General features: G+C 67.5%; 12 protein-coding genes. 4 read left to right on the forward strand and 8 right to left on the reverse strand.

The window, feature by feature from the left end:
- Positions 1 to 59: 59 nt before the first annotated feature.
- Positions 60 to 1385, reverse strand: a complete 1326-nt coding sequence (locus ACFO0J_RS11710) for an aspartate aminotransferase family protein (protein WP_376813270.1) — start codon at positions 1383 to 1385, stop codon at positions 60 to 62.
- An 85-nt stretch (positions 1386 to 1470) separates the two neighbouring features.
- Between ACFO0J_RS11710 and ACFO0J_RS11715 the strand changes: the two genes are divergently transcribed.
- Positions 1471 to 2334 (forward strand): MurR/RpiR family transcriptional regulator, encoded by an 864-nt coding sequence (locus tag ACFO0J_RS11715; RefSeq protein WP_376813271.1) that lies wholly within the window; start codon positions 1471 to 1473, stop codon positions 2332 to 2334.
- A 10-nt stretch (positions 2335 to 2344) separates the two neighbouring features.
- On the forward strand, positions 2345 to 3382 hold the full coding sequence (locus ACFO0J_RS11720; protein ID WP_376813272.1) for a C45 family autoproteolytic acyltransferase/hydolase: 1038 nt from the start codon (positions 2345 to 2347) through the stop codon (positions 3380 to 3382).
- Here ACFO0J_RS11720 and ACFO0J_RS11725 read toward each other — a convergent pair.
- From ACFO0J_RS11725 to ACFO0J_RS11740, 4 genes are all read right to left on the reverse strand, one after another.
- Positions 3366 to 3683 carry a c-type cytochrome gene (locus ACFO0J_RS11725; RefSeq protein WP_376813273.1) on the reverse strand — a complete coding sequence of 106 codons (318 nt, stop codon included), beginning with the start codon at positions 3681 to 3683 and terminating at the stop codon, positions 3366 to 3368. The two genes, ACFO0J_RS11720 and ACFO0J_RS11725, sit on opposite strands and share 17 nt — an antisense overlap.
- Before the next feature lie 56 nt (positions 3684 to 3739).
- Positions 3740 to 4825 carry a copper-containing nitrite reductase gene (gene nirK, locus ACFO0J_RS11730; protein WP_376813274.1) on the reverse strand — a complete coding sequence of 362 codons (1086 nt, stop codon included), beginning with the start codon at positions 4823 to 4825 and terminating at the stop codon, positions 3740 to 3742.
- A 201-nt stretch (positions 4826 to 5026) separates the two neighbouring features.
- A complete protein-coding gene (locus tag ACFO0J_RS11735; RefSeq protein ID WP_376813275.1) occupies positions 5027 to 5851 on the reverse strand; it encodes a formylglycine-generating enzyme family protein in 825 nt (274 codons plus the stop codon).
- 66 nt (positions 5852 to 5917) lie between these two features.
- On the reverse strand, positions 5918 to 6814 hold the full coding sequence (locus ACFO0J_RS11740) for a LysR family transcriptional regulator (RefSeq protein ID WP_376813276.1): 897 nt from the start codon (positions 6812 to 6814) through the stop codon (positions 5918 to 5920).
- Between the two features lie 113 nt (positions 6815 to 6927).
- On the opposite strand from ACFO0J_RS11740, the gene ACFO0J_RS11745 reads away from it, so the two are divergent.
- Together ACFO0J_RS11745 and ACFO0J_RS11750 are read left to right on the forward strand one after the other, a co-directional pair.
- Positions 6928 to 7542, forward strand: a complete 615-nt coding sequence (locus ACFO0J_RS11745) for a nitroreductase family protein (protein WP_376813277.1) — start codon at positions 6928 to 6930, stop codon at positions 7540 to 7542.
- Entirely contained in the window at positions 7539 to 8387 is an 849-nt protein-coding gene (locus ACFO0J_RS11750; protein WP_376813278.1) for an EamA family transporter, read from the forward strand. Before ACFO0J_RS11745 ends, ACFO0J_RS11750 begins: the two co-directional genes overlap by 4 nt.
- A 57-nt stretch (positions 8388 to 8444) precedes the next feature.
- On the opposite strand, the gene ACFO0J_RS11755 is transcribed toward ACFO0J_RS11750, so the two are convergent.
- Genes ACFO0J_RS11755 through ACFO0J_RS11765 form a run of 3 tightly spaced genes read right to left on the reverse strand, consistent with a single transcriptional unit; the run spans position 8445 to position 10222 of the window.
- Positions 8445 to 9236: an enoyl-CoA hydratase gene (locus ACFO0J_RS11755; protein ID WP_376813279.1), complete on the reverse strand. Its 792-nt coding sequence runs from the start codon at positions 9234 to 9236 to the stop codon at positions 8445 to 8447.
- Complete coding sequence (gene lipB, locus ACFO0J_RS11760; RefSeq protein WP_376813280.1) at positions 9202 to 9939, reverse strand: lipoyl(octanoyl) transferase LipB; 738 nt, start codon at positions 9937 to 9939, stop codon at positions 9202 to 9204. The genes ACFO0J_RS11755 and lipB overlap by 35 nt, the downstream gene beginning before the upstream one ends.
- 7 nt (positions 9940 to 9946) lie before the next feature.
- Entirely contained in the window at positions 9947 to 10222 is a 276-nt protein-coding gene (locus tag ACFO0J_RS11765; protein ID WP_376813281.1) for a DUF493 family protein, read from the reverse strand.
- Positions 10223 to 10225 lie beyond the last annotated feature (3 nt).

The raw sequence follows: 10225 nt of genomic DNA on the forward strand, positions 1-10225 counted from the left end.
TAGGCCGGAGGCAAAAACAGGACCACGCGGTCCGGGCTCGGCCCGGACACGCGCCACGATCAAACCGGCAGCACCTGGCGCACCGTGCGGTCCAGCCGCGCAACGATCTCGTCGATGTCCGCCGCCGTGCAGATGAAGGGCGGCGCCAGCAGCACGTGATCCCCGTGGACGCCATCGATGGTGCCGCCCATGGGGTACATCATCAGGCCGTTCTCCATGGCCTGGCGCTTCAGCTTCGCATGCGTCTTCAAGGCCGGGTCCAGCACCGACTTGTCGGCCCGGTCGCGCACGAACTCGACGCCCACGAACAGGCCGCGTCCGCGCACGTCGCCAATGTTGGGATGATCGGCGAAGACTTCGCGCAGGCGCGCCCGCAACTGTTCGCCGCGTGCCAGGACATTGGCGAGCAGACCATCGCGCTCGATCACCCGCTGCACCGCCAGGGCGGCGGCGCAGGCCGTGGCGTGGCCCATATAGGTATGGCCGTGCTGGAAGAAGCCGCTGCCGTTCACGATGGTGTCGTAGATGCGGCGGCTGGCCAGCATGGCGCCGATGGGCTGATAGCCCGCCCCCAGGCCCTTGGCGATGGCCAGGATGTCCGGGGCGACGCCGTCCTCGGCGCAAGCGTACAAGTGGCCGGTGCGCCCCATGCCGGACATGACCTCGTCCAGGATCAGCAGCACGCCATGCCGGTCGCAGACTTCGCGGACGCGCTGCAGATAGGTCCGCACCGGCGCCAGTGCGCCGGCCGTGGCGCCGACCACGGTTTCCGCCACGAAGGCCGCCACCCGGTCCGGACCGATTTCCAGGATTTTTTGTTCCAGTTCGTCGGCCAGACGGGACGCGTATTGTTCCTCGGTCTCGTCGGGCCGCTGATCGCGGTAGGGGTAGCAGGGCGAGACGTGATGCGCAGGCGCCAGCATCGGCAGGAAAGGCTCGCGCCGCCAGGCGTTGCCGCCGATGGCCAGCGCGCCCAGCGTATTGCCGTGATAGCTTTGGCGGCGGGCGATGAACTGGCTGCGCTGCGTTTCCCCGCGCTCGACGAAATACTGACGGGCCAGCTTCAAGGCCGCCTCGACCGCCTCGGACCCGCCGGACACGAAATAGACATGGTCCAGATCCCCCGGCGCCCGGCTGACCAGGAAATCCGCCAGGTCTTCGCACACCTGGGTGGTGAAGAAGGACGAATGGGCATACGCCACCTGATCCAGTTGCGCCTTGATGGCGGCGATCACGTCCGGATGTCCATGCCCCAGGCAGGACACGGCCGCCCCGCCCGAGGCGTCCAGGTACTGGCGGCCCTCCTGATCGAACAGGGAAATTCCCTGGCCGCGCACGGCCTGCTTCAGCGTATGCTGGGGGTTGCGATGAAATACATGAGTCATGATGATGCCTCAACGAATGTTTCATGTATCATAGATCACGCAACAGATAAATCAAGCAATCAGGCATTCTTTTTGATGACACGTCATGTCGGCACCACAGTCCCTGGATGAACTCACGCGCCATATCCAAGCCCTGTATCCGGACCTCAGCCCTCAATTCCAGGCAGGCGCCCGCTACCTGATCGACCACCCGACCCAGGTCTCGACCCTGTCGGCGCGCAAGCTGGCCGCCCTGGCCGGAGTGCAGCCGGCCACGCTGGTGCGGCTGGCCCAGCACCTGGGCTACGCCGGCTGGGACGCCCTGAAGACCGTCTTCACCCAGGAACTCCACTACCCCGGCGCCTACTCGGCGCGCGCCCGATCCCTGGTCCACCGCCCGGAATCCGACCAGGCCGCCTGGCAGGCCGCCACCCATCAGCAGATCCTCAATCTGCAGGCGCTGGAAACCGCCAATCAGGCCGTCCTGACCCAGGCGGTGGCCTTGCTGGCGGGCGCCCGGCGCATCATGATCGCCGGCTTCCGGTCCTGCCATCCCGCGGCGCTCAGCCTGCGCTATCTGTGCAGCCTGTTCCGCTCCGGCGCGCATCTCTTGCATGACACCAGCGGCGCGCTGAGCCTGGATGCGTACCATCTGCAGCCCGAGGATACGGCGGTGCTGATCGGCTACGCGCCCTACTCGCGCGAGGTCATCGAGCTGGCCGAGGCGATCCGCCCCCAGGGCTGCCGCGTGCTGGCCCTGTGCGACAGCCGGCTGGCGCCGATGGCGCTGCACGCCGACTGCGTGCTGACCTTCCCCACGCTGGGGCACTCGTTCTTCCCATCCACCGTGGCCCTCCAGGCGCTGGTGGAAATGCTGGCCCAGCAACTGCTGGTCCGCTCCGGCGAGCATGCCCTGACCGAACTCAACCGGACTGAAGCCCGGCTTCACGCCACCGGCGCCTATCAATGAACGACCCGAAATGAACGACGCGATCCCCCTCCGCTCTCCTGAACTGCAGCCGGTCGAAGCCCGCGGCTCACACCGCGAGGTCGGTCGCGCCCTGGGGCGCTGGGGGGCCGAGGCCTGCCACCGTCACCTGATCCATTCGGACGCCTGGGCGCAGATCATGGCCTGCCGCGACCAGCCGGAAATCCCGGCGATGCGGGCGCTGCTGCGCCAGGCTTTTCCCTGGATCGAGGATGAACTGACTGGCCTGGCCGAGGGCCTGGAGCTGCCGCCCGACGAGGTTTTCCTGTGGAACTGCCGCGGCGACCTGTGGGCGCTGGCCCCCGACGGCTGCACCACGGTGCTGGCGCCGCAGCGCCTGAGCCACAACGAGGACGGCGATCCAGGCTTCGCCGGGGCCTGCGGCCTGGTCGATGCGCGCCCCGACGGCGCGCCCGCCTTCGCATCCTTCGTCTATCCGGGCTCGCTGCCGGGCCACACCTTCGCCGTCAATGAAACCGGCCTGGCCATCACGGTCAACAATATCCGCGCCCGCCGGACCAAGGCCGGCATGCCCCGCATGGTCTTGTGCCGCGCGCTGCTGGCTGCGGGATCGGCCGGCGAAGCGGTGTCGATCCTGCAAGCGCACCCGCGCATGGGGGCTTTTCACCTGGGCCTGGGGCAGGCCGGGGCCGCGCACACCTGGAGCGTGGAATTCAGCCACATGGCCGTGTCTGTCCGACCCGTGACCCAGGCAGCGATCCTGCACGCCAACCATGCCGTGCACGGTGCGCAGGAAGACCTGCCTCAGGTCATCACCGCCTCGTCGTCGCACCGCCAGACGCGCGGCGAAGCGCTCCTGGAACAAGGGGCGGAAGCACGGGCCGTCCTGGCCGACACCGGCGACGCCGCCGAGCCGATCCTGCGCCGCTCGCCCGACGACACCGACCAGGAAAACACCCTGGCCACCGCCGACATCGATCTCAGCAAAAACACCGCCCGATGGGCGGTGTACGCTCCCGGCGCGGCCGAGCCGCATTACCGGTTCGAGAACATTACTGCACTCGGCTGACCATGTATTCCACGGCGGCGCGCAGCGCAGCGTCGTCGGCCTTGGTGCCGCCACGCGCGGGCATCGCGCCCTTGCCTTGCACCGCCACGGTCATCATCTCGTCCATGCCCTTGGCGATCAGCGGCGCCCAGGCTTGCTTGTTGCCGAGTTTGGGCGCATTGGCAGCCCCCGTGCTGTGACATGCCACGCAGGCGCTCTTGTAGAGCTTTTCTCCGGCCTGCAGGCTGGCGGCATCACCGGCCATCGACAGAGCCGGCAGCAGGGCCAGGGACAGGGCGGTCACACTCACGATCTTGATCATTTGTCTATCTCCGATATGCGGGGGCGGTCTCCAGGACCGCCCCTGGTACTGATGGCTTACTTCTTGATGGCGGTGGGGGCGACGACCTGCTTCATCAGATCGTTGTTCCACGTGCCTTCGACCTTGACGTGACCGGCAGCGCCCAGTTCAAACGCTTCGATCAGGTTGTGGTTGACGTAGGCGTAGATGCCGGGCTGCTTGAACTTGTAGATCATCGCGCCGGTCGTGCCGCCCGGAATGAACCAGGTTTCCAGATTGACTTCCGGCTTGTTGGCGAACTTGCCCGTGCCCCAGACGTAGTCGCCGTGCCCGCCGATCAGGTGCGGACGCGTGTCGCGGTTGGCCGTGGAGTGGATGAACATCACGGTCTCGCCCACCTTGGCCGTCAAGGCGCCCGCGCCGGTCAGCGCGCCCTTCTTGCCGTTGAAGACGATGTGCGACGGGATCAGGCCGCGCATCACCTCGGTGGTGTCGCCGTAGCTTTCCAGGGCGGTGTCGTACTCCTTGTACTTGCCGTCGGCATCCTTCGGGATGTACAGGTCGAATTCACCGATGGTGTAGACCTTGTCGTACTTGATCGACTTGCCGTTGCCGTCCTTCAGGCCGTCGCGCGGCAGCACCATCAGGGTGCCGCTCATGCCGGACACCACGTGCCAGGGCACCATGCCTTCGGGCGCGCAGTGGTAGATGAACGTGCCGGTGCGGTCGGCCTTGAAGCGCAGGACGGTTTCCTCGCCCGGCTTGATCTTGGTCAGCGCACCGCCGCCCAGCGCGCCGGTGGACGCGTGAAAGTCGATGTTGTGTTCCAGGGCGTTGGTGCCCGGGTTGATCAGGGTGAGCTGAACGTAGTCGCCCTCATGCACCACCATGGTCGGACCCGGCATGGTGCCGTTGAACGTCATGGCCTGCAGGGTCGCGCCGGACTCTTCATCGATGACGATCTTCTTTTCTTCGATGGTCATCGTGAATTCGACGACACGCGGCTTGGCCTTGGTGGCCTGCTCGTGCTCCATCACGTGGGGCGGCGCAACCAGCACGGGCTTGATGTGCTCAAGCTTGTCGGCGGGATCGGCCAACGCAACACCTCCAGCCAGCAACGATGCCAGCGCGGTGGCGGCCATGCACAGACGGAATACCTTCATGTTCAACTCCCTGATTTGACGTTTCGTCTTTGACGTGTCGTTTTGTTCGACAGCTTCATCTTGTCATGGCCTGGGTTAACCCTTATTGCGCTGGATCAACCCCGTTCAGGCGATATTCAGACTTCGATCAAACAGTTGATTTACCGCAAACCTTTCCGCTCCTGGCGAGGCATTCCCGCCACAGCGGGTCTTGCCGCGCGTTCAGTCTTCGCGCACCAGGCGGAAGCCCAGATTGGCCGGCGGCAGGCCGATGGAGCACGCCCCATTGCGCGGATCGCGGATGAAGTCGGCCATGGCGGCGATGTGAGCGCCCGCCAGGATGCGCACGCCGCAGTTCTCGCGCGGCGCCAGCGGCAGCGCGCCTACGCTGTGGCTGGCAAAGCAGGTGTCCGTCCATTCCCAGACATTGCCGCCCATATCGCTCATCCCCAGCGTGTTGACACCGAAATGCCCGAACGGCTGGGGGGGCTTGATGCGGCCCTGGCTGCGGGAAATTTCACGGTCGTATTCGGCCAGCCAGCGCGCGGAGGGATTGTCGGGGTCCGAAGGCAGGGCGCCGTCTTCACGGTAGCGGTCGGCGGCGGCGCGCACCCATTCGGCGTAGACGGGCAGCCGCCAGCGCTGGCCGGTTTCCCGCGACAGCCACTCGGCATAGGCGGTGGCATCGGCCCAGCTGACGCCCACGGCAGGCAGGTCGGCGGCCGCCAGATCCCGGAAGCCCTTGTCCAGGCGCTTGCAGGCGCCCGCCTGCACGCAGCGGGCATATTCCGCCTGGCTGACCTGGCGGCGCATGATGGCGCGGCCGTCCTCGACCCGGCCCTGAACGCGGGGCGCGTCCACCGGACGCCCCTGGTCCAGGAATTCGCCGGCCGCCTGATAGGTGAATGCGCCGCCCGGGATGGCGACGACGTCGATCACGCCGGCCTGCGCCGGTGACGCCATCCAGGCGCCGGCGGCCAGCAGGCAGGCGGCGAGTCGTTGCAGTAAAAGCGCCGGGGCGGGCCGTGCGCCCGAGTTCGTGGTCATGAGTCAGGCTCCATTGCGGGACCCTTTCATTGGACACGCAGATGCGGCGCGGCGCCTTGTCCAAACTCAAATCATCGTCGCATCAAATGTCTCTGCCAGAAAATCCAGGAACACACGGACCTTGGGCGCCAGATGCCGACGCGAGGGGTAGACGGCGTAGAGCGTGGTGGTGACGCTGCGCCAGTCCTCCAGCACCGCCTGCAAGCGCCCCGCCCGCAGATCCCGCTCGACGTAAGGGCGGGGCACCAGGCTCAGGCCAAAGCCCGCCCGCAGCGCATCGCACACCGCCAGACTGGACGACACCGAATACCGGGACCGGACGGTGACCTGTTCGGTCCGCGCGCCTTTGCTGAACGTCCAGGCGTCCGCATGTCCCGACAGGCTGAAGCGCACGCATTCATGCGCCTTCAGGGCGGCAGGCGACGTCGGTGCGCCCCGGGCCTGGAGATAGGCCGGCGCGGCGCACAGCACATGGGGCATGTCGGCCAGGCGGCGGGCCACCAGGCTGCTGTCTTCGAGCTGATCGCTGCCCCGGATCGCCAGGTCGAAGCCTTCCCGGACCAGGTCGACCCGCCGGTCGTCCAGCCGCAGATCAAGGCGCAGGTCCGGATAGCGCCGCAGAAAATCCGGAATGCGGGTGGACAGCCAGGTCATGGTCACGGTCATGGGTGCGCTGACCCGCAGGACGCCGCCGGGGTCGGTGCGCGCCAGGCCCAGGGCCTCGTCCGCCTCGGCCAGGGCGTCCAGGCCTCGCACGACGTGCTCCAGGTAGATCCGGCCCTCTTCGGTCAGTGTCTTGCTGCGCGTCGTCCGCTGGAACAGCCGCGCTCCGAGATGCGCTTCGAGTTCAGCAATGTTCTTGCTGACCGCCGCCGGCGACAGCCCGAGCCTGCGCCCGGCCTCGGCGAAGCTGTCCCGTTCCGCGGCCTCGCGGAACACGCGCAGGGCAATCTGGCGATCCATGGCTTTATTATCAACTGATAGTCAATTATTCATTCATATTTTATGGCATTATCATTCAGCAGAAGATTAAATACACTGGGGCCATGAACCTGAACAACACCCCAGAGCACGCCATGACACATCCCGCCATCGCCCTGATCGAACAACGCGCCTCGGCCAACCATTTCGATCCTTCGCACCAGCTCGAACCGGACGAGATCCAGCGCCTGGTCCAACTGGCCACCCGGGCGCCCACCGCCTACAACCTGCAAAACTGGCGCTTCATCGCAGTGCATACGCCCGAATCCAAGCGCCTCTTGCGCGCGCTGTCCTACGACCAGGCCAAGGTCTCCGAGGCAGCCGCCACCTTCATCGTCTGCGGCCAATTGCCCGACGCGCAGGCGCTCGCCCGCCGGCTGCGGCCTTTCGTCGAATCAGGTCACATGCCCGCCACGATGGCGGCGGCCTGGCAGGCGGACGCGCAGACCAAGTACGCCGACGAGCGGATGGCCCGAGACGAAGCCATCCGCTCGGCCTCCCTGGGCACCGCGACGCTGATCCACGCAGCCACCGCGCTGGGCCTGGCCTCCAGCCCGATGATCGGCTTCGACGAGGCGGGCGTGGCGCAGGCTTTTGGCCTTGCAGACCATGAACTGCCCGTCATGCTGGTGCCCATCGGCCGCGCCGCGCCGGGCAACTGGCCGCAGAAACCCCGCCGGCCGCTGGCCGAAGTCCTGGACATCGCATGAAGACGACCCGCGCAGACCTGTGGCTCACGGCCAGCGCACCCGCCATCTGGGGCAGCACCTACATCGTCACCACCGAGCTCCTGCCGGGCTTCCCCCCCATGACGGTCGCCCTGCTGCGCGCCCTGCCCGCCGGGCTGCTGCTGCTCCTGATCGTGCGGCGGCTGCCCTCCGGCATCTGGTGGCTGCGCAGCCTCGTGCTGAGCGCGCTGAACATCTCGATCTTCCTGAGCCTGCTGTTCGTGGCGGCCTACCGGCTGCCCGGCGGCGTCGCCGCCACCGTGAGCGCCATCCAGCCGCTGCTGGTGGCTTTGCTGGCTCCCGCACTGCTGGGCGGCCCGCTGCGCCCCGCCTCGCTGGTGGCGGCCCTGACCGGCCTGGGCGGCGTGGCCCTGCTGGTGCTGACGCCGGACGCGACGCTCGACGGCCTGGGTATTGCGGCGGGACTGGCCGGCGCGGCCTCAATGGCGCTGGGCAATGTTCTGGCGCGCCGGTGGCAATCGTCCGTCCCGATGCTGACGATGACGGCCTGGCAGCTCAGCCTGGGCGGCCTGATGCTGATTCCCCTGGTCCTGGCCTTCGACCCGGCACCGCCCGCGCCGACAGCGCTCAACGGGCTGGGACTGGCCTGGTTGAGCCTGATCGGCGCCGCGCTGACGTATGCCCTCTGGTTCAGGGGGATCGGCCGCCTGAGCCCGGTGCTGGTGTCCTCGCTACTGTTCCTCAGCCCGCTGACGGCCGTCCTGCTGGGCTGGCTGTTCCTGGGCCAGGCCCTGACGCCGCCGCAGATCGCCGGGGTGATCGTGGTTGCCGGCAGTCTCTGGCTGAGCACCCGGCAACCCAGATAGACCGCCCCCGGGAAACTGCCGCGCCCGGCCTCGCGCCGGGCATGCTTGCGCCTGGCGTCAGCGGCCGCGCCACTGCGGCGGGCGCTTCTGCATGAAGGCGTCGATGCCCTCGCCCACGTCGTCCGCCATCATGTTCTGCGCCATGACGCCGGCCGCGTAGTCGTAGGCCTGATCCAGCGGCAGGCCCAGTTGCCGGTAGACCATGGCCTTGCCGGCACGCACCGCCACCGGGCTCTTGGACAGGATGGCATCCACCAGCCCCTGCACCGCCTGATCCAGCTCGGTATCGGGCACGGCGTGATTGACCAGGCCGCGCTCGACCGCCTGGCGGGCACTGATGAACTGGCCCGTCACTAGCATTTCGAAGGCGTTCTTCAGCGGCACGTTGCGCGTCAGCGCCACCGCCGGCGTGGCGCAGAACAGACCGACGTTGATGCCGGACACCGCCAGCCGCGCGCTGTCGGCAGCCACCGCCAGATCGCAACTGGCCACCAGTTGGCAGCCGGCGGCGGTCGCCGTGCCATGGACCCGCGCAATGACCGGCACCGGGCAGCGCGCGATGGACTGCATCAGCCGGCCGCAACGGCCGAACAGGTCCTGGTAGTACGCCTGATCGTCGGCATGGCTGCGCATCTGCTTCAGATCGTGTCCCGCGCAAAAGGCGCGGCCGCTGGCGGCCAGCACCACGACCCGCAGGTCCGCGTCGTCCAGGCAGGCGTCGAAACACGCCTGCAATGCCGCCAGCATTTCCTCGGACAATGCGTTGAACTGGTCGGGCCGGTTCAGCGTCAGGGTCAGCACGCCGTCGCGGCGTTCAACCAGCACCAGATCGGTCGGGGTCTGCGTCATGTGAGTCTCCTTGTCGGCCCGCGGCACGCCAGGCGGCCGCGAAGATTTCCGCCAGCCGGTTCCCGGTCGCGGTCAGGTCGGCTTCGATGCCGCACGCCCGCACATCCACCGTCTGCAGGCCCTCGTAGCCGCAGGGGTTGATGCCCAGAAAGGGACCGAGGTCCATGGCGACGTTCAGGGCCACGCCATGATAAGCGCGGCCATTGCGAATCTTGATCCCCAGTGCGGCGATCTTGGCCAAGGCGTCTCCCCGGGGCTGCCGCAGCGACGACTGGGGCACGTAGATGCCGGGCGCGCCGGGCTTGCGGCAGGCGTCCGCCACGCCCAGTTCGGCCAGCATATCCAGCACGGTCTGTTCGAGCAGGGTGACGAATTCCCGCACGAAGACGCCACGGCGGCGCAGATCCACCAGGGTGTAGAGCACCACCTGGCCCGGCCCGTGATACGTGACCTGCCCGCCCCGGTTGGCCTGGACCACCGGGATGCCGTGCGGATTGAGGATGTGTTCGGGCTTGCCCGCCTGGCCCAGGGTGTAGACCGGCGCGTGTTCCACCAGCCAGAGTTCGTCAGGCGTGTCGTCGCCGCGCGATTCGGTGAAATCCTGCATGGCCTGCCAGATCGGCAGGTAGGGGGCGGGACGGTCCAGCCAGCGTGTTTGAATGTCCGCCTGCGTATCCGCCGGCCGGTCCGCGGGTGCGTCCATGACTGCCCTACAGCACCACGGACACCATCTCGTGCCCGTGCAGGGCGCGGTACAGCGCGTCCAGCTGCTCGCGCGAGGTGACGCGCACCGTCAGGGTCAGGCCCAGGTAATTGCCGCTGGCGCTGGGGCGGATTTCAATCGTATCGGGATCGAACGCGGGATCGAAGCCCAGCGCGATCTCGGCCATGAGGCGCGCGAAATCGTCGTGCGACTTCCCCATGACCTTGATGGGGAAGTCGCAGGGGTATTCGATCAGGGAGTCTTCGGGGCGGATCGGGTTCATGTC

This window comes from Castellaniella hirudinis, from assembly GCF_042651965.1.
GTDB classification, from domain to species: Bacteria; Pseudomonadota; Gammaproteobacteria; order Burkholderiales; family Burkholderiaceae_B; genus Castellaniella; species Castellaniella hirudinis.

Coding starts and splice junctions, on each gene's coding strand:
- ACFO0J_RS11710 (WP_376813270.1), bottom strand. CDS start 1,385: ATGACTCATGTATTTCATCGCAACCCCCAGCATACGCTGAAGCAGGCC.
- ACFO0J_RS11715 (WP_376813271.1), top strand. CDS start 1,471: ATGTCGGCACCACAGTCCCTGGATGAACTCACGCGCCATATCCAAGCC.
- ACFO0J_RS11720 (WP_376813272.1), top strand. CDS start 2,345: ATGAACGACGCGATCCCCCTCCGCTCTCCTGAACTGCAGCCGGTCGAA.
- ACFO0J_RS11725 (WP_376813273.1), bottom strand. CDS start 3,683: ATGATCAAGATCGTGAGTGTGACCGCCCTGTCCCTGGCCCTGCTGCCG.
- nirK (WP_376813274.1), bottom strand. CDS start 4,825: ATGAAGGTATTCCGTCTGTGCATGGCCGCCACCGCGCTGGCATCGTTG.
- ACFO0J_RS11735 (WP_376813275.1), bottom strand. CDS start 5,851: ATGACCACGAACTCGGGCGCACGGCCCGCCCCGGCGCTTTTACTGCAA.
- ACFO0J_RS11740 (WP_376813276.1), bottom strand. CDS start 6,814: ATGGATCGCCAGATTGCCCTGCGCGTGTTCCGCGAGGCCGCGGAACGG.
- ACFO0J_RS11745 (WP_376813277.1), top strand. CDS start 6,928: ATGACACATCCCGCCATCGCCCTGATCGAACAACGCGCCTCGGCCAAC.
- ACFO0J_RS11750 (WP_376813278.1), top strand. CDS start 7,539: ATGAAGACGACCCGCGCAGACCTGTGGCTCACGGCCAGCGCACCCGCC.
- ACFO0J_RS11755 (WP_376813279.1), bottom strand. CDS start 9,236: ATGACGCAGACCCCGACCGATCTGGTGCTGGTTGAACGCCGCGACGGC.
- lipB (WP_376813280.1), bottom strand. CDS start 9,939: ATGGACGCACCCGCGGACCGGCCGGCGGATACGCAGGCGGACATTCAA.
- ACFO0J_RS11765 (WP_376813281.1), bottom strand. CDS start 10,222: ATGAACCCGATCCGCCCCGAAGACTCCCTGATCGAATACCCCTGCGAC.